Source organism: Candidatus Arthromitus sp. SFB-mouse-Japan, from assembly GCF_000270205.1.
GTDB lineage: Bacteria > Bacillota > Clostridia > Clostridiales > Clostridiaceae > Dwaynesavagella.
Window position 1 is genome coordinate 591715 of sequence record NC_015913.1, and the last position, 25299, is coordinate 617013.

Annotated in this window: 20 protein-coding genes and 1 other RNA gene; 17 read left to right on the forward strand and 4 right to left on the reverse strand. The window is 27.6% G+C overall.

Features of this window, described 5'->3' with window-relative positions; genetic code table 11:
• Positions 1–67: 67 nt before the first annotated feature.
• Positions 68–460 carry a hypothetical protein gene (locus tag SFBM_RS02870; protein WP_005806668.1) on the forward strand — a complete coding sequence of 131 codons (393 nt, stop codon included), beginning with the start codon at positions 68–70 and terminating at the stop codon, positions 458–460.
• A gap of 82 nt (positions 461–542) precedes the next feature.
• Positions 543–884: RNase P RNA component class A (gene rnpB, locus SFBM_RS07835), an RNA gene on the forward strand.
• Between the two features lie 33 nt (positions 885–917).
• On the opposite strand, the gene SFBM_RS02875 is transcribed toward rnpB, so the two are convergent.
• Positions 918–2303 carry a dockerin type I domain-containing protein gene (locus tag SFBM_RS02875; protein ID WP_007439810.1) on the reverse strand — a complete coding sequence of 462 codons (1386 nt, stop codon included), beginning with the start codon at positions 2301–2303 and terminating at the stop codon, positions 918–920.
• Positions 2304–2434: 131 nt separating this feature from the next.
• On the opposite strand from SFBM_RS02875, the gene SFBM_RS02880 reads away from it, so the two are divergent.
• Positions 2435–2893, forward strand: coding sequence for a hypothetical protein (locus SFBM_RS02880; RefSeq protein ID WP_242821482.1), 459 nt, complete (start codon positions 2435–2437; stop codon positions 2891–2893).
• 48 nt (positions 2894–2941) lie between these two features.
• Here SFBM_RS02880 and SFBM_RS02885 read toward each other — a convergent pair whose 3' ends face one another.
• Complete coding sequence (locus SFBM_RS02885; RefSeq protein WP_014017882.1) at positions 2942–4396, reverse strand: nicotinate phosphoribosyltransferase; 1455 nt, start codon at positions 4394–4396, stop codon at positions 2942–2944.
• A 150-nt stretch (positions 4397–4546) separates the two neighbouring features.
• Here SFBM_RS02885 and SFBM_RS02890 point away from each other — a divergent pair, with 150 nt between their 5' ends.
• A complete protein-coding gene (locus SFBM_RS02890) occupies positions 4547–6463 on the forward strand; it encodes an ATP-dependent helicase (RefSeq protein ID WP_014017883.1) in 1917 nt (638 codons plus the stop codon).
• 119 nt (positions 6464–6582) lie between these two features.
• Complete coding sequence (ilvE, locus tag SFBM_RS02895; RefSeq protein WP_005806660.1) at positions 6583–7461, forward strand: branched-chain-amino-acid transaminase; 879 nt, start codon at positions 6583–6585, stop codon at positions 7459–7461.
• Positions 7462–7500: 39 nt separating this feature from the next.
• Here ilvE and SFBM_RS02900 read toward each other — a convergent pair whose 3' ends face one another.
• The gene (locus SFBM_RS02900; RefSeq protein WP_005806658.1) at positions 7501–7794 is read right to left on the reverse strand and encodes a hypothetical protein; all 294 of its coding nucleotides are present in this window, start codon (positions 7792–7794) and stop codon (positions 7501–7503) included.
• Positions 7795–7953: 159 nt separating this feature from the next.
• Between SFBM_RS02900 and SFBM_RS02905 the strand changes: the two genes are divergently transcribed.
• From SFBM_RS02905 to SFBM_RS02930, 6 genes are all read left to right on the forward strand, one after another.
• Complete coding sequence (locus tag SFBM_RS02905; protein ID WP_005806657.1) at positions 7954–8475, forward strand: sigma-70 family RNA polymerase sigma factor; 522 nt, start codon at positions 7954–7956, stop codon at positions 8473–8475.
• The gene (locus SFBM_RS02910) at positions 8468–9073 is read left to right on the forward strand and encodes a hypothetical protein (RefSeq protein ID WP_005806655.1); all 606 of its coding nucleotides are present in this window, start codon (positions 8468–8470) and stop codon (positions 9071–9073) included. Before SFBM_RS02905 ends, SFBM_RS02910 begins: the two co-directional genes overlap by 8 nt.
• 410 nt (positions 9074–9483) lie before the next feature.
• Entirely contained in the window at positions 9484–10455 is a 972-nt protein-coding gene (locus SFBM_RS02915; RefSeq protein ID WP_009068548.1) for a hypothetical protein, read from the forward strand.
• 263 nt (positions 10456–10718) lie between these two features.
• Positions 10719–11555: a hypothetical protein gene (locus SFBM_RS02920; protein WP_009068550.1), complete on the forward strand. Its 837-nt coding sequence runs from the start codon at positions 10719–10721 to the stop codon at positions 11553–11555.
• 263 nt (positions 11556–11818) lie between these two features.
• Positions 11819–12814 carry a hypothetical protein gene (locus SFBM_RS02925; RefSeq protein ID WP_014017884.1) on the forward strand — a complete coding sequence of 332 codons (996 nt, stop codon included), beginning with the start codon at positions 11819–11821 and terminating at the stop codon, positions 12812–12814.
• 154 nt (positions 12815–12968) lie between these two features.
• Positions 12969–14327 carry an APC family permease gene (locus SFBM_RS02930; protein WP_014017885.1) on the forward strand — a complete coding sequence of 453 codons (1359 nt, stop codon included), beginning with the start codon at positions 12969–12971 and terminating at the stop codon, positions 14325–14327.
• A 10-nt stretch (positions 14328–14337) separates the two neighbouring features.
• On the opposite strand, the gene SFBM_RS02935 is transcribed toward SFBM_RS02930, so the two are convergent.
• On the reverse strand, positions 14338–15624 hold the full coding sequence (locus tag SFBM_RS02935) for a hypothetical protein (protein ID WP_007439879.1): 1287 nt from the start codon (positions 15622–15624) through the stop codon (positions 14338–14340).
• A 351-nt stretch (positions 15625–15975) separates the two neighbouring features.
• Here SFBM_RS02935 and mnmH point away from each other — a divergent pair, with 351 nt between their 5' ends.
• The 6 genes from mnmH to SFBM_RS02965 all read left to right on the forward strand — a co-directional run bounded on the left by mnmH (position 15976) and on the right by SFBM_RS02965 (position 25290).
• Positions 15976–17037: a tRNA 2-selenouridine(34) synthase MnmH gene (gene mnmH, locus SFBM_RS02940; protein WP_005806644.1), complete on the forward strand. Its 1062-nt coding sequence runs from the start codon at positions 15976–15978 to the stop codon at positions 17035–17037.
• An 88-nt stretch (positions 17038–17125) separates the two neighbouring features.
• The gene (locus SFBM_RS02945; RefSeq protein WP_005806643.1) at positions 17126–18187 is read left to right on the forward strand and encodes a hypothetical protein; all 1062 of its coding nucleotides are present in this window, start codon (positions 17126–17128) and stop codon (positions 18185–18187) included.
• 63 nt (positions 18188–18250) lie between these two features.
• Positions 18251–19582, forward strand: a complete 1332-nt coding sequence (locus SFBM_RS02950; RefSeq protein ID WP_005806641.1) for an MBL fold metallo-hydrolase — start codon at positions 18251–18253, stop codon at positions 19580–19582.
• Between the two features lie 166 nt (positions 19583–19748).
• Positions 19749–23282, forward strand: a complete 3534-nt coding sequence (gene nifJ / locus SFBM_RS02955) for a pyruvate:ferredoxin (flavodoxin) oxidoreductase (protein ID WP_014518695.1) — start codon at positions 19749–19751, stop codon at positions 23280–23282.
• A gap of 117 nt (positions 23283–23399) precedes the next feature.
• Entirely contained in the window at positions 23400–24617 is a 1218-nt protein-coding gene (gene nagZ, locus SFBM_RS02960; protein WP_005806639.1) for a beta-N-acetylhexosaminidase, read from the forward strand.
• An 88-nt stretch (positions 24618–24705) separates the two neighbouring features.
• The gene (locus SFBM_RS02965) at positions 24706–25290 is read left to right on the forward strand and encodes a hypothetical protein (RefSeq protein ID WP_005806637.1); all 585 of its coding nucleotides are present in this window, start codon (positions 24706–24708) and stop codon (positions 25288–25290) included.
• The last annotated feature ends 9 nt before the right edge of the window (positions 25291–25299 follow it).

Consider the following 25299-nt stretch of genomic DNA (forward strand, 5'->3'; position numbering starts at 1 on the left):
AGAATCATATTTCCTTTTTCTTAATATATTTTAAAATCAAGCTTTTATTAATGAGGTATAATTATTTATGAGTAATAGTTCAAATGTTAGGAATGAAATAGAAAGTATTGTAAGGTATGTTTATGTTAATATTTTAAAATCGAATATTAGTTCTGATACTTTAAATTCATGGGTTAATAGATTAACATCAAAACAAGTTACTTTGTATGATTTTTTATTTACTGTGATATCTCCTAATATAAATTCTTTATCTATTTCAACTTTAATTCAAAATTTATATATTGGCATACTGGGTAAGGATATCAGTATGACTAAAAATTCAGAATTGGTTGCTGTTTTTAATAATGAATTAAGAAAATATGGGAATAAGAAACGTGCATTGCGGAAAGTTTTATTGAGTTTTGTTGGTGATGCTTCTTTAAAGAAATATTGCAAAAGATTAGGAATAAATGCTAAATAGATTTGTTTTTTGGGTTTATCTTATGTTATAAGATAAACCTTTTTATTTGATTTAATATCATTTATTTGGTAGAATATATAACGGAGTAAGTCAGACAATCGCTGCTCAATTTTTATTGAGGAGAGGAAAGTCCGAGCTCCATAGGGCAGGGTGCTTGGTAACACCAAGTGGAGGCGACTCTAAGGAAAGTGCAACAGAAATAAACCGCCTAATTTTTTAGGTAAGGATGGAAAGGCGAGGTAAGAGCTCACCAGCAGTATGGTGACATACTGACTATGTAAACCCCACCTGGAGCAAGACTGAATAGGATAGCGTTAAAGTTGCCCGCTTTGCTATCGGGTATGTCGCTCGAGTCTATTGGTGACGATAGACCTAGATAGATGATTGTCTAATACAGAACTCGGCTTATAGATTTGCTCTTTTTTTTAAAATGGATACTCTTTTGAGTATCCATTTTTTAATAGGACAATTCTCTCTTATATATTCTTAATATTTCCATTTTTTCGTTTTCTAATCTGTTTTTAATACCATTGTATAGTGAGACTATGCCAGGATTTGAGCTATTTGGTGGGTAGGATTTTGATATTATATTTAATCTTTCTGTGTATATTGATTCTATAATTGAGTCCATTGATGAATTTAATGATATTTTTTTAATGATATTTACAGCCCCGCTAGCTCCATGTTGTACTGCTGTTGACCATATCATATTTGATGTTGAATTATAGTTTAGCAAAGAATCAACATTTAAGTTATTTTTATTGGCTATTTTTATAAATGAATCGTAGTAGTTCTTTTTTATAAATAATCTTTGTAATTCGTAGAAGTGTTCATATTGATTGTATGCTATCTCTTTCCACGTAGATATAAAGTTTTCTTCAAAATTTCCATTATCTTTATTTTTGGCTTCTGTTAATTTTAGATATATTAATTCATCTTTATCTTTTATAAATTTTATAAATTCATCTACAGATCCTGTCTTACTAGCTAACTGCCAAACACCGAATGAGGCTCCACCTTTATCATTTGGATTTAATCCAATAGCTCCAGGATCACCATTAGATTCTTCTCTGGCAGATATGTAGCCAAGTTGTGATCGGTTTATATCATCTTGAATTATGTCTATATAGCTTGGTATGTATCCAGTTTTTAGATTATTATTTTCATCGTAATATAAAACGTTGTAAAATCCATTTATAATATTACTTACTTCTAGTAAAACTCCTTCTGGAATCATTATGTCTGTTCTTGCACTCATCTTTGGCTCACTTCTTAAATTGACTCTTTCTCTTGTAACTCCAATTATCTTTCTAAAATTTAGATTTTTATTGTATACGACATTTCCATTCTTAGATATTACAATAGAATCATCTAATAATGATGCAGAGTCTACTGCATTGCGGAGTGATTTTGTGGATGTATTCGGCTCATTATTTGAATACACAAAGTAACTATTATTGTCCCAAATTATAAAATCGTTATATTTAACTACTCCATTATTTTGGGAAGCTAAGGATATAGCATTTATTAAATTGTCTTTTGAAAAATTATCTAAAGATATACCATTTTTATCGTAAGCTGTGAATATTGCTTCTGAATCTTGACTAGAAGGTATTTGTTTTGCAACTATAGCTATATCTAAAGCATCAACTATTCCATCATTATTTATATCATATTGTTTATTATCAGATCCTGTATGAATTGAAATTGTATGTAGATCTAAGTGATTTATAATACCATCATTGTTTACATCAATATTTTTAGCGAGAGTTATATTATTTGGATTTAAAAATAAATAGAATATGCATGATAAAATTATTGTCTTTATATTTAATTTCAACAATGAATTTACCTCCTTAGTTGTTTATAGGTTAATATTATCTACAAAAAAGTAAAAAAAATTTAAATTATTATTACTAAAACACCAAAAATTTGTAAGTAAATAAAATAATTGTATAAGCAATATTTAAGGTGGTGATTAGGTTGTATTTGTATGTAAATGAATTTTTAAAAGTAATTATGTGGCTTGTAATTTCATTGATATTTTTTATGATTGAGTTAAATAGGAAAGAGATATTTTTTATATATTTTTCAATTTCTTCATTATTATCATCAGTATTATCTTTATTTGTAAATGATATAGGTAATCAAATTGTATTTTTTATAATTAGTTCAATTATATTTATAATTTTTGTTAAGACAATATTGGATAAAATGATTGAAATTAACATTAGATTTAAGCATAGTCCTAAATTTAATGAAGATAAGTTATGTTTAATTTTAAGAGAGGAAAAAAAGGATGAGTCATTGTATAAAGTTATATCAAAAAGTGGAATTTACACTGCAAAATTTATAAATTGTGGAAGGAATGCTGTTAAATTTAAAGTTTGTAACATCATACATGATGATGGAGAATTAATTATTATAAGATGATGTTTAGATTAAAAAGCATATATAATTTGATATATGCTTTTTAATTTTTTAGATATACTTATTTGAATATTTGTTCAATAAATCTTGGTGACTATTCCATAAGTTTTTTGATAAATCAACAAAGTAATTTTGAGGGTTTTCAAGTCTGGTAATTTCTGGCCATAATTTAGAGAATTCTTTATTTTTAATTTTGTGTATTTCCATAACACTAGGAGATTTGTATACACAAACTCCTTTATCAAATATTTTTTTGTGTAATTTTATGGTATAGAAATCAGTTATCACCTTTTTTTTCCATGTAAAATTTGGATCAAATATAGTAAGTGGTTTTGTTTCGTCTATTGTATCATAAAAATTTGTTATAAGATCTGCTATTGCCATATTTGTTTTAGAATCGAATATTCTATAAACTGTTTTAAGTCCTGAAATTGTGATTTTATCATGGTTTTCACTAATTTTAATTTTAGGAATGAGGACATCGTTTTTATATAATGCACAAAGCTTGTATACTCCTCCTAATACGGGTTCGCTCTTTGATGTTATGAGTCTTTCTCCAACACCGAACATATCTACTTCTGCCCCTTCAGATAGAACATTTGTTATTATATTTTCATCTAATGAATTTGAAACTATTATTTTAACCTCGTGCAAACCTTCCTTATTTAATATTTCCCTAGCTTTTTTGGTAAGATAAGTGATATCTCCACTATCAATTCTAATTCCGAGAATTCTATCGTCATTTTTAGGAAGTTCCTTAAATACCCTTATTGCGTTTGGTAATCCTGATTTTAAAACATTATAAGTGTCAATTAATAGAACACAATTTTTGGGTGAATATTTAGCCCATGTTTTGAATGCTTCATATTCTGAATCAAACATTTGAATCCAACTGTGAGCCATAGTACCAAATGAAGGTATATTAAATTTTTTTTCCGATATTGTACATGATGTGGCAATACATCCGCCTATTATTGAAGCTCTTGCACCATAAATTGCTCCACTGTATCCTTGGGCTCTCCTAGAGCCAAATTCTAAAACATCTTTTCCATTAGCTGCAGTACAAATTCTACTAGCCTTTGTCGATATTAATATCTGATGATTTAAAGTTAATAAAAGCATAGTTTCAATTAGTAGGCATTCTAAAATAGGTCCTTTGACTGTAACAATAGGTTCTTTTGGGAAAATTGGAAATCCTTCTTCTATTGCGTATACATCACAAGAAAATTTAAAATTTTTAAGGTAGTCTAAGAATTTTTTATCAAATAAATTTTTGGATTCTAAAAATTTTATGTCTTCTGGAGTGAATTTTAAATTTTTTATAAATGTAATAATTTGATCTAAGCCAGCCATTATACAGTATCCACCATTATCAGGTATTTTTCTAAAGAACATATCAAAACAAGCTATAACATCTTCTTGTTCATCTAAAATGAAGTTATTAGCCATAGTTAGTTCGTAAAAATCTACGAGTAATGATAAATTCATTTCATGATTTTCAAACATTAAATAAACACATCCTAAAAATTATTATAGATAAGATAGTAATTGTAAATATAAAAATTTTCAATATTAATAATTACAATATTTATTAAAAATTGTTTAAAATTAGATTTTTTTGGAATAATTTTAAAAAAGGGAATTAGGGGTGAGTTTATGTTTGATGAATATCAAAATGATGCAATCTTTTCTAATGAGGATAAAGTTTTGTTAGTGGCATCACCTGGCAGTGGTAAGACAACAGTTCTTATAGAGAAACTTATGCATTTTATTAGTTGTGGTTTTAAAGAAGATAGTATTTTGGTGATTACATTTACTAAGAAGGCTTGTGAAAATATGAAACAAAGGTTTGCTGTATCAAGTAAATCGTCAACATCACCTCACTTTTATACTTTTCATGCTTTGTTTTATAAAATTATAAAAGACAATATAAGTTTTAATTTTGAAATTATTACAGAAGATCATGTTTATAAATTTTTAAGTAATATATTGAAGAATTACATAGATTCAGTAAGTGAGTATAAGATTCAATTGCTTGTGTGTGAGATTACTAGATTCAATGGAAGTAATAAGAGTATAGATGAGTTTGAGACAAATTTACCAAAGCATGTGTTAGATGATGTTGTAAAAAAATATAAGAGATATAAACTTGATAATAATTTATATGATTTTGATGATTTGGAAAAAGAAGTATTAAAATTATTTCAAGAAAGAAAAGATATTTTAGAATTTTATAGAGATAAGTTTAAATACATATTGGTTGATGAATTTCAGGATTGTAACAATGTTCAATTTGAAATTTTAAAAATGTTAAGCATGAAATCTAAATTATTTTGTGTAGGTGATGATGATCAGAGTATTTATAAATTTAGAGGTGCAAATCCATCTATAATGGTTGATTTTTGTGATGTGTTCGAAGGAGCTAAGAAATATTATTTAAAATATAATTATAGATCTAAGCATTCTATTGTTAAATTTTCACGTAATGTTATTGAAAACAATAGGATAAGGAATAAAAAACAATTAGTTGGTAAGAAGGAAGAAGAAGGTGAGGTTATTTGTAAAAAGTTTTTAGAGGATTCTGATCAGGGAAAATATATTGTAGATGATATAGATAATTTGCAAAGAAGAGGAGTAAGTTTATCTGATTTTGCAGTTTTATATAGGAATCATAAAGATTCTTTCAGTATATTGAGTGAATTTATTAAGAGGAATATCAAAATTAACTTTCTTGATAATAACTTTAATATATTTGAGCTTTTTTATATAAGAGATATAATAAATTTACTTTTATTTATAGATAATCCAACTATAAATAATTTTAAAAATATATGTGATAAGGTCACATTTTTGTTTAGTAGGAGAGTTAATCAGATTATAAATAAATTTGATTATGGCTTGAACTTTTTTAGTGTGATGGATGCAAGTTTTGATAAAATTTCTTATAATGATAAACGAAGTATATATAATTTGAGGAAAATGATTAAAAAATTTATGAAATACCCTATAGGTAGTAGAATTAATGGTATTTTAAATAAACTTGGGTATTCAGTGTATCTTAATAATATTATTGTACAAAAAAATCTGAATAAAGCGGAGATTGATTATTTTATAGAGTATTTTTATAATTTGATTACGAATTTTAAATCCATAGATGAGTTTAATAAAAATATTAGATTGATTAATTCTGTGCATGGAGTAAATTTTGGAACTATTCATTCTTCAAAGGGTATGGAATTTAGATACGTTTATATTATAAATGCTCAAAATATAGAAAGAGATATAAGTTTGAATAGTAATATAAGTATACTTTATGACGAAGAAGAGGAAAGGCGTATTTTTTATGTAGGAATTACTAGAGCTATAGATTCATTGAAGATTTTATCTCCATATTTTATAGATGGAAGATTTAATAATAGACCGTTAAAATTTGTTGGGGAAGGATTGATGAATCCTGACTATGGGAATATAGACACTTGTAATGTAAAAAAAATATATAAGAACAAGGTTCTTTTGTATGTTGATGGTAAAAAGAAGAGTTTAGATACTAAAGATTATTTAAAGATAACTTAGTTGAGAGATACTTATTTTATGATAAGTATCTTTTATTATTTTAAATTGAATTATGTAAAATTCGTAATAATGCTATAATATAAGTTGATGTATATTATTAAGTTGGGAGTTTTGTGGTTATGAGTAATGATTCAATTGTTTATGTAAATGGTAAATATGTACATAAGAATGAAGCTTTGGTTTCAGTATTTGATAGAGGTTTGTTGTATGGTGATGGATTTTTTGAAGGAATAAGGATATATAATGGGAAGATATTTATGTGTAATGAACATATAGATAGATTTTTTGATTCGGCTAAGTTTACTAATATAATTTTAAATTATTCCAAAGAAGAAATAGTTAATATTATTTATAAACTTATAGAAGTGAATAATATCAAAGATGGGTATATAAGACTTGTAGCTACAAGAGGGTCTTACAATTTAGGACTTACACCTCCTAAAGATAATATAATTAATCCTACGTTAATTTGTATAGTGTCAGATATAACTCTTTATGATAAGAAGTTTTATGATAATGGAATGAGTGCTGTTTTTTCATCTTTTACTAGAGTTAGCCCATCTATGTTGGATCCTCAATGTAAATCTTTGAATTACCTGTTAAATATTTTGGCTAAGATGGAGGCTGGGAATAGGGGTGCTCAAGAGGCGATTTTCTTAAATTCTAATGGAATTGTTACAGAATGTACAGGAGATAATATTTTTATAATAAAAGATAGTGTCATTTATACACCACCTAGTTATATAGGAATATTAAATGGTATTACTAGAATTTTAGTTATTAAAATTTTGAAAGATTTAGGATATGATGTTAGAGAACAAGAGTTCACAAGATATAATGTTTATACAGCAGATGAATGTTTTTTAACAGGAACCGCTGCAGAGGTAATAGGTGTTGTTAATATTGATGGAAGGTATGTAAATGACGGAAATGTTGGAACTCATACTAGGATTATAATGAATGAATATAAGAAATATATAGATAGTGTTTGTAATTAGAAGAAGCTCAGGGCGATTAATTCACTCTGAGCTTCTTATTTATTTTATCCCATTATTATTTAACCTTGATCCATTAGGTAAGAAAATTGTAGGTAAAGCACTTCTATGACTAGTTAAAATAGTAGTTATACCACCACTACTATTAGCACGCAATTTTAAAAGTAAACTAGCTGGTGTAGGTTTACTTGGATCAACTCTTTCTATGGGATTAATGGAACGATTTGAAGTAAAAATAATATTAGGAATTCTAGGTGAAGCGTTTGCTATTATTGGTAATCCTCCAAACAAGGATAAAGAAGCAGCTACTATAATCTTTTTATGTAATTTTTTCATAATTATGCCTCCAAAAATTTAGTCAATTATAGAGTGTATATTAACATATAATTTTCAAAAAATCAATAATTTATTAATAATTTTTTCGGAAAAAATTTACTAAAAAGCAATAAAAGTGATATAATTTAATCGTAATTTAACTCTGGAGGAATTTTTTTAATGAATAGTAAAGATTCTGAAATAGTTTTAGAATATACTAATAGAAGATATATTGAAGATTATATAATAAACAATCAAAAGTATTTATACAGGATTGCATTTAGTTATGTAAAAAATAAGGATGATGCTTTTGAAGTAGTTCAAAATACTATTTATAAATCTTTGTCATCTAGTAGATTGATTAAAGATTTAAATTCGGTTAAACCCTGGGTTACTAGAATACTTATAAATACTAGTTTTAATTTTTTGAAGAAGAGATACAGAGATATTACCAATGATGAAGTATTTGATTCAGTTGAAGACTGTAATGTTAGTGTATTGGATAAAATTATTTTAAAAAATGCTTTGGAAAACCTCCCAATTAAATTGAAAACTATAGTCATTTTAAGGTTTTTTGAAGATTTTAAGATTAAGGATATTTCAAATATTTTGGATATGAATGAGAATACAGTTAAAACTAATTTATATAAAGCATTGAAAATACTTAAAATTAATTTAGAGGAGGAGGGTATTAATGTATAGTGATAAGGATTTAGATTCTTTAAAAGAAGATTATTTAAGTCAAGACTATCCTGATGATTTAAATGAATATGTTATGGGGTGTATTTCTAAACAAGCTATTAAAACATCAAATAAGTCCAAGAGTATAACTACTTTTTATGTTGGAGTAGCCTTTGCTGTATGCTTATTGCTTGCAATTTTACCAAAAACTCTAAAAAAATATGATACTGATAATAATCAAATTGTTGATGGGTCAATTGATTCTCATTTATCTAGAATTACCGTTTATGGTGATAATCCTGAAAATAAAAATTCTATAGTAGAGAACGAGTCAATAATTTCAATATATACTATTAATGAAGAAATTACTTTAAAAGATAAGATTTACAATATAGATAAGAATAAGGGTGTTTTGATCGAGTTAAGAGATATATTAATTGAAGGGATTGAAAATATAGAGATAGATAATAAGCTGAAAGAAATTTTAATTAATCCTGACACTAAGTTCTTTTTAGGTGAGAGTGGAGATTATATTATTTTATCTGAAGATGGCAAAATTGTAATTGATGATATTTTAAGTCACAAAATATTTAAATCTGAGTATGTGTTTAAAAGCTAGTAATTTTTATTATTAGCTTTATATTTTTTCAAAGTTCGGATAACTCCATTGCAAGAAATAAGTTTGAGCATTAAAAATTGATTTGAGTGCAAGTATGAGGAAATGGAGTTAACCAAACTTAAAAAAAATATATTTTTAGGTAATTTTAGTATTAATATTTAGTTGTTATATATTCTTTATAGGTATGTAAGTTTATATTTTTAGTATTTAAAAATACATAATATTTTAATGATTTTTCATTAAATGACATTATTTTTTAATATTTATATAGTTAAGGATACTAGTTTTTAATATTTATTTAATTAAAAGTTCCTATTTTTAATTTATTAATGATCGTATAATTAAATCATCAAGTAGGACAAATAAATATTTGATATTGATAGAATAGAATTATTTAGGAGATGTTTAATATGTTAAAAGATAAGATTAAGAAAATTGTATCAGTAGTAGCTTTAGGAGCATTAATAACATTTGGAGCAGGGGCTGTAAGCTCTATGGCAACTACTAATAGTGAAGCACAAATAGTTCAATCATATGGTATGGATTATAGTCACTCTAATTTAGTGAAAGAGATGTTAGATGCAGGGTATATAGATCAAGCGAAGGCGGATAATTTTAATAATAATATAAATTCTGAAAGCACACAAATGGAAATAGATAAGACATATGATTTATTTTTAGTTGATTTGAATGTAAAAGAAGGATACTATAGTGCGGAGTTAGGAGAATTAGGGAAGCTAGTAATAGAGGCAGAGTATTCAGTGGATGGATTATCAGAAGAATTATACAATAGATATATGGATCAATTAGAGAAAGAAGGATTTTTATCATATAGTTATCCTGATTTAGTGAAAGAGATGTTAGATGCAGGGTATATAGATCAAGCGAAGGCGGATAATTTTAATAATAATATAAATTCTGAAAGCACACAAATGGAAATAGATAAGACATATGATTTATTTTTAGTTAATTTGAATGTAAAAGAAGGATATTGTAGTGCGGAGCTAGGAGAATTAGAGAAACAATTGATAGAAGCAGATTATGCAGATAATGATGCATTATACAATGAGATATATGTTAGATATATGACTCAATATTATTTAGATAGTGTAAAAGAGTTGCTAAGTGCAGGTTATATAGATCAAGCGAAGGCGGATAATTTTAATAATAATATAAATTCTGAAAGCACACGAATGGAGATAGATAAGACATATGGATTATTTGTAGTTGATTTGAATGTAAAAGAAGGATACTATAGTGCGGAGTTAGGGGAGTTAGAGAAGCAAGTAATAGAAGCAGAGAATTCAGTGGATGGATTATCAGAAGAATTATACAATAGATATATGGATCAATTAGAGAAAGAAGGATTTTTAGTTGAATAGTTAACCAATTTTAGTGATTAATTATGTTTTAAGGAAGTTTTGTTGTAAAGCTTCCTTTTTTGCATAGATGATGAATATTTAACAAATTTTCATTAAATGACATTATTTTTTAATATTTATATAGTTAAGGACATTATTTTTTAATATTTATTTAATTAAAAGTTCCTATTTTTAATTTATTAATGATTGTATAATTAAATCATCAAGTAGGACAAACAAGTATTTAATATTAGTAGAATATAATTATTTAGGAGATGTTTAATATGTTAAATAATGATAATGATAATGATAAGGTTTCAAGTAAAGAAATTAAAGATTTAAATAAAGTAGGTAAGAGTTTAAGTAAGAAAACAAAGATAGTGTTGTTATCTGTTGGAGTGGGAGCTTTTATTGCGTTAGCAGTATATGGTATATATAAGGGATTAAATAAAAATATACAAAATGATGTAGCACAAAATATACAAGTTTCTGGAAGTTATCCAAATGAATTTTATAGTGAAAGTGACCGGTATATTGATAGTATTAGTGAAATGTTAGATGCAGGATATATAGATCAAACGAAAGCGAATAATTTTATAAATAATATAGACTCTGATGATATAAAATTGGAGATAGGTAAGACATATGATTTATTTTTAGTTGATTTAGATGTAAAAGAAGGATACTATAGTGCGGAGTTAGGAGAGTTAGAGAAACAATTGATAGAAGCAGATTATGCAGGTAATGATGCATTATACAATGAGATATATAGTAAGTATGAAGAACAGTGGGAAAAAGATTTTGGAGATAGTGGAGATAGTTATGTATCAGATGATTATCCTAGTTTAGTGAAAGAGATGTTAGATGCAGGGTATATAGATCAAGCGAAGGCGGATAATTTTAATAATAATATAAATTCTGAAAGCACACGAATGGAAATAGATAAGACATATGGATTATTTGTAGTTGATTTGAATGTAAAAGAAGGGCACTATAGTGCGGAGTTGGGAGAGTTAGAGAAGCAAGTAATAGAGGCAGAGAATTCAGTGGATGGATTATCAGAAGAATTATACAATAGATATATGGATCAATTAGAGAAAGAAGGATTTTTAGTTGAATAGTTAACTAATTTTAGTGACCAATTATATTTTAAGGAAGTTTTATTGTAAAGCTTCCTTTTTTGCATAGATGATGAATATTTAACAAATTTTCATTAAATGACATTATTTTTTAATATTTATATAGTTAAGGATACTAGTTTTTAATATTTATTTAATTAAAAGTTCCTATTTTTAATTTATTAATGATCGTATAATTAAATCATCAAGTAGGACAAATAAATATTTGATATTGATAGAATAGAATTATTTAGGAGATGTTTAATATGTTAAAAGATAAGATTAAGAAAATTGTATCAGTAGTAGCTTTAGGAGCATTAATAACATTTGGAGCAGGGGCTGTAAGCTCTATGGCAACTACTAATAGTGAAGCACAAATAGTTCAATCATATGGTATGGATTATAGTCACTCTGATTTAGTGAAAGAGATGTTAGATGCAGGATATATAGATCAAGCGAAGGCGGATAATTTTAATAATAATATAAATTCTGAAAGCACACAAATGGAAATAGATAAGACATATGATTTATTTTTAGTTGATTTGAATGTAAAAGAAGGATACTATAGTGCGGAGTTAGGAGAGTTAGAGAAGCGAGTAATAGAGGCAGAGTATTCAGTGGATGGATTATCAGAAGAATTATACAATAGATATATGGATCAATTAGAGAAAGAAGGATTTTTATCATATAGTTATCCTGATTTAGTGAAAGAGATGTTAGATGCAGGGTATATAGATCAAGCGAAGGCGGATAATTTTAATAATAATATAAATTCTGAAAGCACACAAATGGAAATAGATAAGACATATGATTTATTTTTAGTTGATTTGAATGTAAAAGAAGGATACTATAGTGCGGAGTTAGGAGAGTTAGAGAAGCGAGTAATAGAGGCAGAGTATTCAGTGGATGGATTATCAGAAGAATTATACAATAGATATATGGATCAATTAGAGAAAGAAGGATTTTTATCATATAGTTATCCTGATTTAGTGAAAGAGATGTTAGATGCAGGGTATATAGATCAAGCGAAGGCGGATAATTTTAATAATAATATAAATTCTGAAAGCACACAAATGGAAATAGATAAGACATATGATTTATTTTTAGTTGATTTGAATGTAAAAGAAGGATACTATAGTGCGGAGTTAGGAGAGTTAGAGAAGCGAGTAATAGAGGCAGAGTATTCAGTGGATGGATTATCAGAAGAATTATACAATAGATATATGGATCAATTAGAGAAAGAAGGATTTTTAGTTGAATAGTTAACTAATTTTAGTGACTAATTATATTTTAAGGAAGTTTTGTTGTAAAGCTTCCTTTTTGTTTTTTAGAGTTTGAAATAATGATAAATTCTAGCTTTGATATACTAATTGTGTTAGAATATTTTTAAATTTGTGTTTAGGAGGTATAGTGTAAGTGTTAAATAGTCTGGAAAAGAGATATGGGTTTTGGACAGCCGTTGCGATGGTTGTAGGGATTGTTATAGGGAGTGGTGTGTTTTTTAAAGCAGAAAAAGTCATTCAAATTACCGATGGTAATATATACATAGGTATATTTTCTTGGATTGCTAGTGGAAGTATAATGGTTATTTGTGCTTATGCTTTTTCAATTTTAGCAGGACGGTATTCTAAAGTTAATGGAATTGTTGATTATTCAGAGGCTTCTTTTGGGAAAACATATGGTTATATTGTTGGTTGGTTTATGTCTGTTGTTTATTATCCATCGCTTACTGCTATATTGTGCTGGATATCTGCACGATATACGTTAACTCTATTTGGGATCAACATTGGTGCAAATAGTACAGAAGTGTATGTAATAGGTATAATTTATTTAGTTTTAATTTGTGCTTTGAATATATTTGCTCCGATGTTAGCAGGAAAAATTCAAGTTTCTACAACTTTTATAAAATTAATTCCACTAGTTCTTATGGGAGTTATAGGTATAATTAAGGGGATTTCAAATGGACAGATAGTACAAAATTTTGTTAGTGTATCAACTGATATTGTTACTTCTAATTCAATATTTGGGGCAATTGTGGCTACAGCGTTTGCCTATGAGGGTTGGATTGTTGCTACAACTATAAACTCTGAATTAAAGAATTCACGTAAAGATTTGCCTAAAGCTTTGATTGTAGGGAGTATTTTCATAGTTGTTGTATATACGTTATATTTTATAGGAATCTCTGGACCATTGTCTGTTAATGATTTTATACAAGGTGGAGAAGACTCAATTAAACATGCATTTTTTAATATTTTAGGAAATTTTGGAGGAAGTACATTATTTATTTTTGTCATAATTTCTTGTCTTGGAACTTTAAATGGTATGATGCTTGCAACTATAAGGGGATTATATTCATTATCGATTAGGGGAATGGGACCATGTCCTAAATTTTTCTCAAAGGTGAGTGAGAAAACTAATTTACCCGTTAACTCAGGGTTATTTGGAGTTATAATAGTATTCATATGGATATTATTGTGGTATTTAAGTAATAAAGGTTTTTTTGGTCTGTTTTTAGATTTTTCAGAGTTACCAGTTATTAGTATGTATGCATTGTATATTCCTATATTCTTATGCATGAGTAGGAAACTTGAGGGTTTGAATATATTTAATAAGTATATCATACCTTATGCAGCTGTAGTATGTTCATTATTTATGATATATGCGACTATTCTTTCTCATGGAATTGTAGCTGTTAGTTTGTATTTTGTATTATTTGTATTTGTGATTGTAGTAGGATTGATATTTAAAAATGGTTCAAAAAAAGAGAGTCTGTAATCAGACTCTCTTAATATTTTATACCGATTAATTTTATAAGATTTTTAAATTCAGATTCACCAACCATTTTAGTTACAATACTCTCAACAGATTTTTTATCATCATTTGTAATTTTAAAATTTTCTTCGTATTCCTTTATCCAGAAATTAAGCCCTTCATCATCAGGAGTTCTATTGTACATAACAGCGTATATTTTGGTTATTTTATCTATAGAATTTTGTGAAACCTGTAAGAATTCTTCAGTATTTAATAAATTTAATATAAAATCTCTTGCACTTATATTAAAATTAGAAAGTTGAATAAACCAATACTTAAAACCACTTTTATCTAATTCAGTTCTATTTAATGCTGTAGAATAGGCATTTTCAATATATGATGCAAGTTTCTTTAAATCAATATTAACGATATTTGTTGAAAAATTATTAATTATAAAGTTGTGTAGTTTGTTATCTGTATCCTGAACGATTAATTTAACATTTTTATATTCTTCATTTTGCTTTAGATTGGTTAATATAAGCTCATTTGTTTCTTTATTTATAACAAAGCTTAAATTAGTATCAGATAGTTTGGCATCTTTTATTACTAAATCATTTGGCAAAAGAACTTTACCTTGTATGTTGTTGTTATTTTTGCTTAGCTTTATATCAATGTAACTAAAGTTTTTGTTTACAGTTGTGAATTCATTTAGATTAAACATATGTTGATTATTTTGATCATCTAAAATTGTTAATGTTAAATGTGAATATGTAGTTTCAGGTTTTAGTGCAAGTAATGTAATAATACCATCTGAAACATCAATTAATAAATTATTACTGGATATACTGGCAGATACTGGATATATGTATGTTGGAAGTACAACTTCTCCGCTAAAATTATTTTTATATGAAGAAACTTTTACATCAAGAGATTTGGTAACTTGGCTAGGAGTTTTAAAATCGTTCAGTTTGAATGTATAAGTTTTATTAGATAAATCGGTTAATTTTATTGAAATATTTTCATATGTGGTTTCAGGTTTTAAGTTATATAATTTGACTTGATTATCAGCGATGTCAATGGATAGGGAAGTATCAGAAACTTCCGCAGAAGTGAAGTTATATTTATTAATTTCTGGAATTATCACTTTAGCCACTATCATATCGCCTTCATGTATAAAGAATCTAACATTTAATTTTTCTGATATGTTATATGTACTTTGATTTTCTATTGATAAAGTTTTAATGCCTGTATTAATTATGTTACTTAAAGGAAATAATGCAGTTGTTGATGCAATTAATAATTTTACAAATGATTTTTTCATGAAAGAAAATATCCCCCCATTAAATTACAATTCTATAATGTAACTAAAACGAAATTAAATCTTAAAAAATATTACAATATGATTATATATTAATTAAAAATATATTGTCAATGTATAATTAAGTTTGTGTTTTACTGAAGTTTAGAGTGATATAATTTTCGAAAATAATGTAATAAAAAATTGAAATTATTTTATATGTGGTAAAATTTTTTATATATATTTTACAATCATTAACAATTTTTATTATTATAGTTATAATTTCTATTATTTTTAGAAATAATTTTAAAAATATGTTGTATTGGAGGTAATTTTATTTTTGCTAGAATTGTAGATACTGAAAAGCTTGTGAATATGGATAATGTTTGCATAATAGATGTTAGGTCTGAGAATGAATTTAAAAATGGAACGATAAGTGGTGCGATTAATATTCCTATATTGAACAATGGAGAGAGAGAAGAAGTAGGATTTGTTTATGTTAATAAGAGTGTTCGTGAAGCGAAAAGATTAGCTTTAAAATATGCAGGATATAAACTTGAAGAGATTTTTGATAAAGTTTCTAATCAGTTTGAAAAAAATAAAGATATAGTATTTTTCTGTGCACGTGGAGGAATGAGAAGTTTAACTATACATAATTTATTTAATTCTATTGGTATAAAAAATTTTAAGTTGGATATGGGATACAAAGGCTATAGAAAATTTTTGAGAGAGAATTTTGAAAATTATTTAAATAAGATAAGGTTTATTGTAATTCACGGAAAAACTGGAATTGGAAAAACAAAAATATTAAATGAGTTGAAGGCGCAAGGATATCCTGTTATTGATCTTGAATATGCGGCGAATCATCGTGCTTCATTTTTGGGTGGAGTTAATCTTGGAGAACAAAATTCCCAAAAAAATTTTGAATCAATAATTTTTCATAATATTTTAGAAATAATCAAGAGAAATAAGCACAATAATCAAGAGAAAATTAACGTTTTTATAGAGGGAGAAAGTAAGAGGATAGGTAAGATTATTATGCCTGAGTACTTTTTTAAATTTATGAATGAAGGTATTCATGTTTGTGTAGACTTGCCTGTTAAACTCAGAGTTGAAAATTTGATTGAGGATTATTTGAAAGTTTCACTAAGTGAATTGAATACAAGGAAAATAAATGTTGATAGAGAGATTTTGGAAGATTTTAGAAAAAATATGACTCTTTTAGATAAATACTCAAGTAAGAATGATATGAAAGAATACAATAATTTATTAGAAAATGGAGAGTATGAGAGATTAGCAGAGACGTTGATTAAAAATTATTATGATCCTAAATATTTAAATTCGATGAGTAAGCATAATTTTGAGTTTAATTTCGAGTTAGATTCTTTGGAGAAATTTTTAAGAGAATTAAAAGATTTATATAAATCATTAGAATAAATTAGATATGGATAAAATTAATTTATATGGGAATACTACTAATTAAATTATGGGTAATTAATGCTTTAATTTTTTAAGAGGTAGTTTAATGGGGAAAATAATTATTTTTATTATAGGATTATGTTTAATTTTTGGTGTGAACGTTAGTGCTAGGAGTTTTACTAAGGATGTTAATTTGATTGATATCATTGTATTTGAGAATTTTGAATATAAGGAATTAAAAGATGATTTTTTAAAGCAAGTTGGTATTGATGTGAATTATATTACTATTTTTAATAATGCCAAGAAAGAAATTACTGAATCTAATTATAAAGAATTTTTAACTGATTTTCATAATGAATTAATATACGATTACAAAGATGTGTTTGGTAAGAAGGTATCTAAAACTAGAAATGTGTATATTTTACCTGAGGATGAATTTAGAAATAGTGTATTTATAAATAGCAAAATAAAGATAAAGAATGTATCGGTAGATACTGTTTATAATGATACATCTGCAAATAAAATATTGGTTGGTAAGATATATTCTTCACCTAAATTAGAGGATAATAAGGATTGTTATATTATAAAGTTAGATAGAGATAACAATATTATTTGGGGGAAATTGTTTGAAGATTCTAGAATAAATAGATTTAATAAAGTTATAGGGATTTTAGATGATGAATATTGCATAATAGGATCAGGATATAGAGAATCAGATTGGACTGATGGATTTATAGCAAGATTTGATGGACTTGGAAACTTGCTTTGGAGTGGATTCTATGGCTCATCTCATATAGATGATTTTAAGGATGTTGTATCTATAGGAGATGGGGAAGTTATTGTATTAGCTGAAGTTAGCAATCAAGACGGAGATGTTAAGACAACAATAAGTATAAATAATCCTTTAAATAAAGATTTGGTATTATTAAAATATAATAATGATGGAGAAATAATTTGGCAAAATAGTATAATGAATGAGAATGATTTGTCTGGATTAAAAATTATAAACAACTTTGGTAATATTATGGTAGTTGGTGAAGTTTTAAATTATAAGAACTTAGATAAGAGAAGAGATATAATTTTATCTACATTTGATTTGGATGGTAAGATGAAATTATGTACAATAATAAATGATTGTGATGAAAATATGTTAAATAAATTATACTAAAGATGTACATAATAAGTAGGTATCAGATTTTTCTGGTACCTATTTTTTATTTAGGAGCGTGTAATGATTAATTATGTAAATTATGGAGGAGCTGATGGAATAACAGGAGCATGTCATATGATTTGTACAGATTATGGAAATATATTATTGGATTGTGGGATATTTCAAGGTAAAGATATAAAGAAATATTCTAATGTGGATTTTTACTTTGATCCATCGAAAGTTGATGCTATTGTTTTAAGTCATGCTCATATTGATCATTGTGGACGGATTCCTATTTTATATAGCATGGGATACAAAGGAAAGGTTTATGGGACAAAAGCAACAAAGCTTCTTTCAAAAGTTTTGTTAGAAGAGAGCTTAAAAATATATAATTCTTCTGAAGATAGTGATAAATTATTTGATGATAAAAGCCTTGATATGTTTATGGAAAATTATGTTGAAATAGGTTATAGAAATAATAGTAAAATTTTAGATAATGTATATGTTGAATTATTTGATGCTGGTCATTTGCTAGGTTCTGCCTCTGTTGTATTGAAGATTAAGGATAAATCAATATTTTACAGTGGGGATATAGGTAAATTAAATACTCCTATACTACGAGATCCAGAGCAAGTTACTGATGTTGATTATGCAATAATTGAAAGTACTTATGGAAGTTTAGAAGAGCACGAACCGAATGAGTTTTTTGATAAATTTAAAGAAATTATTATTAATACCTTAATGGAAGGTGGTAAATGTATAATACCAGCTGCTACAGTTGGTAAAATGCAAGAGATATTATATTTGTTGAATGATATTTATGAGGAAAATAAATTTGAATATAAAGTTTATATAGATAGTCCTATGTCTGCTAAGATTATAGATATTTATGAAAAGTGTGAAGATATTTACGATGAAGAGGCTAAATGTAGATTGGACAATGGTGACAACCCTTTATATTTTGATTCACTTAGATATATAACAACTAAAGAGGAATCTATTGAGGTTCAAGAAAATAATGAGCCTTATGTTGTTTTAGCCGCAGGGGGAATGTGTGAGGGTGGAAGAATAGTATATCATTTAAGAAAGCAAATTGAGAATTCCATTAATTCTGTTATATTGATAGGAAATCAAGCTCAGGGGACATTAGGGTGGAAGCTTAGTAATGGAGTTAAAGATATAAAAATATTTAAAGATAAGCTTAAAGTTAATGCTAAGATCTTTAATTTTCCAAGTTTATCTGGGCATGGAGATTGTAATAGTTTGGTTAAATATATATCATTTATGGAAGGGAAGCTTACAAAATTATTTTTAGTTCACGGTGACAGAAAAAGTCAAATAGATTTAAAAAATAAATTGGGTATTTACAATATTGAATACACAAAATTTTTAGAGAAATATACTTTAAAATAGAATCAAAAAATAACATACTTAACAAAAAATACACAAATTATTTAAAAATTATCAATAAAAATTTGTTATAATTTATTAGCGATAAGTTATAAATTCTTCAAAAAAATGTTCTTAAGTGTTAGGATTAGTATGGAAAGAAGGAATTAAAGTGATTAAAAGAAAGACAATGACTGTTGATGGTAATGGTGCTGCAGCATATGTCGCATATGCATTTACAGAAATAGCAGCTATTTATCCTATATCACCTTCAAGTGGTGTTGGAGAAAATATAGATGAAATGGCATCACAAGGCAAAAAAAATATATTTGGGAGAGTTGTTGACATTGTAGAAATGCAATCAGAGGCAGGGGCAGCAGGTACGGTTCATGGCTTACTACAAGGCGGAACTCTTACAACTACTTATACAGCGTCTCAAGGATTATTATTAATGATACCTAATATGTATAAGATTGCTGGAGAGTTGCTTCCAGGAGTGTTTTATGTAACAGCAAGAGCTGTAGCAGCACAAGCACTATCTATATTTGGTGATCATCAAGACGTTATGGCAACTAAACAAACAGGATTTTCTTTGTTAGCAGTTAGTGGAGTTCAAGAAATTATGGATTTAGCTCCTATTGCTCATTTATCTGCAATTAAAGGGAAAGTTCCATTTCTTGTATTTTATGACGGATATAGAACATCACATGAAGTTCAAAAGGTAGAAGCATTTGAATACGAAGAATTAAAGAAATTAGTTGATTTTGATGCTTTGAATGAGTTTAAGAGCAGAGCATTAAATCCTGGAAATCCTGTAAGTAGAGGTACTGCACAAAACCCTGATATATATTTTCAGGCTAGAGAGGCTGCAAATACTTATTATGAGGAATTACCAAAAATAGTTGAGCAGTATATGGGCAAAATAAATGAGCTTACTGGTAAGAATTATAAATTGTTTAATTATTATGGGGCACAGGATGCTGAAAGAATAATAATTTGTATGGGATCTTCTGCAGAGACTGTAGAAGAAACTGTTGATTATTTGATGTCAAAAGGTGAAAAAGTTGGTGTTCTCATAGTTCATTTATATAGACCGTTTAGTGTTAAGCATTTGTTAAATGAGATTCCTATGAGTGTCGAGAAAATAGCTGTTTTGGATAGAACCAAAGAGCCAGGATCTCAGGGTGAACCATTATACAAAGATGTTATATCAGCTTTTTATGGAACGGATAGAAATCCAACAATAGTTGGTGGACGTTATGGATTAGCTTCTAAAGAGATTAATCCTACTCATGTGGTTTCTGTATTTGAATTATTAAAATCTAATAGTGTAGTTAATGGATTTACTGTTGGTATAGTAGACGATGTTACAAATACTAGTATAGATTTAGTAGATGATGTATTAATAGAGGATTCGGCAATGATTAGCTGTAAGTTCTGGGGATTGGGATCTGATGGAACTGTTGGAGCTAATAAAATGGCTATTAAAATAATTGGAGATAATACTGATAAACATGTTCAAGCTTATTTTGAATATGATTCTAAAAAATCTGGTGGGATAACAATTTCTCATTTAAGATTTGGAGATAGCAGGATTAGATCTACTTATGGAATAGTTAAGGCTGATTTTGTAGCTTGTCATAATCAGGCGTATATGAGTAAATATGAAACAATTGTTACCGGTGTAAAAAATAATGGTGCATTTTTGTTGAATACATTGTGGACTCCTGAAGAATTAGAGGAAAAATTGCCTGCACACGTTAAGAGAACGATTGCAAATAATAATATACATTTTTATACAATAAATGCTGTTAAGATTGCTAGAGAGTTAGGTCTTGGTGGAAGAATTAATATGATAATGCAATCAGCGTTCTTTAAACTAGCGAAAATAATACCTATAGAGGATGCTGTTAAATATTTAAAGGCATCTGCAGAAAAAGCATATGGTAAAAAAGGTGAAAAAATTGTAAAAATGAACTTTGATGCTATAGATGCAGGTGTTTCTGCTATAGTTAAAATTGATGTTCCAGAAAGCTGGAAGAATGCACAGGATATTGATAAAAAAGATGTTTACACTTGTAATTTAGGTAAAACTGATTACGTGAAGAGTATTCTTGAACCAGTAAATAAACTTCAAGGAAATACTTTACCTGTAAGTGTATTTAAAGGTAGAGAAGATGGTACATTTGAGCATGGAACTTCTAAGTTTGAGAAGAGAGGTATTGCGGTTACCGTACCTAAGTGGAATCCTGAGACATGTATCCAATGTAATATGTGTGCGTTTGTTTGTCCACATGCCGTTATTAGACCGTTCCTGTTAACAGATGATGAGATGAAAAATGCTCCAGAAGGATATTTATCTGCTGAGGCAAAAGGTATTAAGACAGAAAATAAATTACAATTTTCTATGCAAGTTTCTATAGAAGATTGTACAGGATGCGGTAACTGTGTAGATGTATGTCCATCTAAACCAAAATCATTGGAAATGGTTTCTACTGATGGTGAACGTGATAAGCATAAGCAAGAGCATTATGATTATTCATTTGATCCAGAAAAAGTTTCTCCTAAAAAGAATCCACTCCCACTTACAACAGTTAAAGCGAGTCAATTCCAAGAACCATTGATGGAATTTAGTGGGGCTTGTGCTGGATGTGGCGAGACTCCTTATTCTAAACTTGTAACTCAATTGTTTGGACCAAGAATGGTAGTTGCCAACGCAACTGGATGTTCTTCTATTTGGGGTGGATCTGTACCAGCTATGCCTTATACTAAAAATAGTGAGGGAAGAGGACCAGCTTGGGCTAACTCCTTATTTGAAGATGCTGCCGAGTTTGGTTATGGGTTATATTTAGCTTCAAAAAATAGAAGAAACGATAATCTTTCTTTGGCTAATGAATTGATTGAAAAAGGAAATATTTCTTCAGAACTAAGTGCGTTATTAAAAGAGTGGTGTGAGAATTTTAATAATGGTGATATGACTTTGGAATTGCAAAAGAAAATAGTTCCATTATTAGAGAAAGAATCAGACGCTATAGCTAAGAAATTGTTAAATAATAAAGAGTTTTTTGTTAAAACTTCTAATTGGATATTTGGAGGAGATGGATGGGCTTATGATATTGGATTTGGTGGTCTAGATCATGTTATTGCACAGAATCAAGATATCAACATTCTAATATTTGATACCGAAATATATTCAAATACTGGAGGTCAATCTTCTAAGTCAACTCCATTTGGTGCTATAGCTAAGTTTGCTGCACAAGGTAAGAGAGTCAAGAAGAAAAATTTAGCTGCAATGGCTATGAGTTATGGATATGTTTATGTTGCTCAAGTATCTTTAAGTGCTGACTTTAATCAAGCATTGAAGGCTATAAAAGAAGCTGAGGCTTATCCAGGACCATCAATAGTAATTGCATATAGTCAGTGTATAAGTCACGGAATATTGACTGGAATGGGTACAGCTCAAAAGCAAGCTAAGAGAGCTATAGAGGCTGGATATTGGAGTTTATTTAGATATAATCCGGCATTGAAAGATGAAGGAAAGAATCCATTTATATTAGACTCTAAAGAGCCAACTCAAGACTTTAAAGAGTATATTAAGAGTGAGATAAGATTTAATTCTTTATCTAAGATTGTTCCAGAAGAGATGGAAAAAATATTTGATCAAGCAGCTAGAGATGCTGAAGAGAAAAATAAACAATATAGAGATCTTGCTGGTTTAGAATAAATTTAATATTAAATGTGAGTTATTTATTAACTCACATTTGTTTTTGATAGAATAGTTTTTATCATAAAAAATTTTTGTAATGTGGGTTTATTTTAACTCACATTTATTTTTAGGGAGATGGTTTTTATATTAAAAAGGGTTTTGATCCTAGTATTTTTGGGTTTGTTTACTTTGGGTTCTTGCTCATATTACTATAAGAAAGATGAAACATATATTTCAGTGAAAGTTAGTGAGCCAGATGAAATATTAGAGAGAATAAATGCTATGAGTTTAGATGAGAAGATTGGGCAATTATTTATAGTTGGATTTGATGGTGGATCATATTTAACTCAAGAGGATATTTCTCTTATAAGAGATTATAAAGTTTCTGGATTTATATTTTTTAGGAGAAATATTCAAACTTCTGATCAGGTTGTTAAACTTATTAATGAAATTAAGAGTGTTAATAATGCAGAATGTACTGTTCCGATGTTTCTTTCATTAGATCAGGAAGGTGGGACTGTCACAAGACTTCCTGATGAAATTATTAAATTTAATCGTGCACATGATATTGGAAAATTAAATGATGAAAATTATGCTTATGATGTTGCGAAGCTTATGGGTGAGATAATACATAGTTTAGGGTTTAATATGAATTTTGCTCCAGTTTTAGATGTATATACTAATTCTGAAAATATGGTTATCGGATCAAGATCTTTTTCTTCGGATAAGGAAGTTGTTGCGAAATTGGGAATAGCTACTATGAACGGACTTAAAGATAATGGCATTATTGCTGTAGGAAAACATTACCCAGGTCATGGAGATACGAAAGAGGATTCTCATTATGAATTGCCTGTACTTGATCATGATTATGAGAGAGTGAAGGGTGTTGAGATTTATCCGTTTAAAATGGCTATAGAAAATGGTATTGATTCAATTTTAGTATCACATTTATTTTATAAAAATATTGATCCAGAGAATATTGTTACTCTGTCTAAAGTTTTTTTGTATGATATACTTAGGAAAGATTTAAAATTTAGAGGGCTTGTTATAACAGATGATATGATAATGAAAGGACTTACTAACCATATTTCTATTCCTGAAGCTTGTTTTGAAGCTTTTAAGGCTGGTGTTGATGTGTTACTTATTGGATCAGGATATCAAAATATCGTAGAATCTATTAATTATATTAAACAATCAGTTTTAAACGGGAAAATTCAGGAGTTTGAAATCGATAGGAAATTGTATAATATTTTAAGGATTAAACAAAAGTATAATGTAAATAATGACAGTGTATCAAGGATTAATGTTAATGAATTCAATGATAAAATAAGAAGTTTAATAGATAAAAATTAATAGAAAAATAATATATTTACAAAAAATTCAAATTGTGTTATGATTAACTCATGTCATTGTCATAGTGTTTTTAAAAGAGGTGAGTTAATTGGCAGTTAAAAGGGAATGGACAGATAGTGAAAAACAAAGTCTTTTAGAACATGTAACTGAGTGTAAGAAGAAAAATATAACTATTAAAGATGCGGCGAAACTTTTTTCAAATATGTATCCATATATTACACCAGGGCAGGCTAGGGTTTATTATTATAAATTAATTAATGAAACAGAAAATTTTAGAAAGAGATATCTTCAAAGAGTATGGACTAATGAGGAGAATAATATATTATTTGATTATGTGGCAGAGTTTAAAAATAAGAGAAAGATAGAAATATTTGATATGTTATCTGTTAAGCTCAATAGGCATCCAAAAGCTATAGCATCACATTATTATTCTTTGAAAAACAATAGTTATAGGAAAAATGTAAAGTATTATTCACAAATAATAAATAATACAAGTCCAAGTAATTTTGGTACTTTGTTTTTTAAAATTAGCAAGATACATGAAATTTATGAAAAGGCTTTAGAGATTGAATCAATTTTACATAAAGAAGAATCGATCATTGAATTAAAAGTACAATTAAGTGAGGTTTGCAGCAGGATTAATAGTATAGAGCGAAAGATTGTATCTTTTTAATAAGTGTTT

Bases quoted from the DNA above. Each gene is read 5' to 3' on its own strand.
- SFBM_RS02870 (WP_005806668.1), top strand. From the start codon at position 68: ATGAGTAATAGTTCAAATGTTAGGAATGAAATAGAAAGTATTGTAAGG.
- SFBM_RS02885 (WP_014017882.1), bottom strand. From the start codon at position 4,396: ATGTTTGAAAATCATGAAATGAATTTATCATTACTCGTAGATTTTTAC.
- SFBM_RS02890 (WP_014017883.1), top strand. From the start codon at position 4,547: ATGTTTGATGAATATCAAAATGATGCAATCTTTTCTAATGAGGATAAA.
- ilvE (WP_005806660.1), top strand. From the start codon at position 6,583: ATGAGTAATGATTCAATTGTTTATGTAAATGGTAAATATGTACATAAG.
- SFBM_RS02900 (WP_005806658.1), bottom strand. From the start codon at position 7,794: ATGAAAAAATTACATAAAAAGATTATAGTAGCTGCTTCTTTATCCTTG.
- SFBM_RS02905 (WP_005806657.1), top strand. From the start codon at position 7,954: ATGAATAGTAAAGATTCTGAAATAGTTTTAGAATATACTAATAGAAGA.
- SFBM_RS02910 (WP_005806655.1), top strand. From the start codon at position 8,468: ATGTATAGTGATAAGGATTTAGATTCTTTAAAAGAAGATTATTTAAGT.
- SFBM_RS02915 (WP_009068548.1), top strand. From the start codon at position 9,484: ATGTTAAAAGATAAGATTAAGAAAATTGTATCAGTAGTAGCTTTAGGA.
- SFBM_RS02920 (WP_009068550.1), top strand. From the start codon at position 10,719: ATGTTAAATAATGATAATGATAATGATAAGGTTTCAAGTAAAGAAATT.
- SFBM_RS02925 (WP_014017884.1), top strand. From the start codon at position 11,819: ATGTTAAAAGATAAGATTAAGAAAATTGTATCAGTAGTAGCTTTAGGA.
- SFBM_RS02935 (WP_007439879.1), bottom strand. From the start codon at position 15,624: ATGAAAAAATCATTTGTAAAATTATTAATTGCATCAACAACTGCATTA.
- mnmH (WP_005806644.1), top strand. From the start codon at position 15,976: ATGGATAATGTTTGCATAATAGATGTTAGGTCTGAGAATGAATTTAAA.
- SFBM_RS02945 (WP_005806643.1), top strand. From the start codon at position 17,126: ATGGGGAAAATAATTATTTTTATTATAGGATTATGTTTAATTTTTGGT.
- SFBM_RS02950 (WP_005806641.1), top strand. From the start codon at position 18,251: ATGATTAATTATGTAAATTATGGAGGAGCTGATGGAATAACAGGAGCA.
- nifJ (WP_014518695.1), top strand. From the start codon at position 19,749: ATGACTGTTGATGGTAATGGTGCTGCAGCATATGTCGCATATGCATTT.
- nagZ (WP_005806639.1), top strand. From the start codon at position 23,400: ATGGTTTTTATATTAAAAAGGGTTTTGATCCTAGTATTTTTGGGTTTG.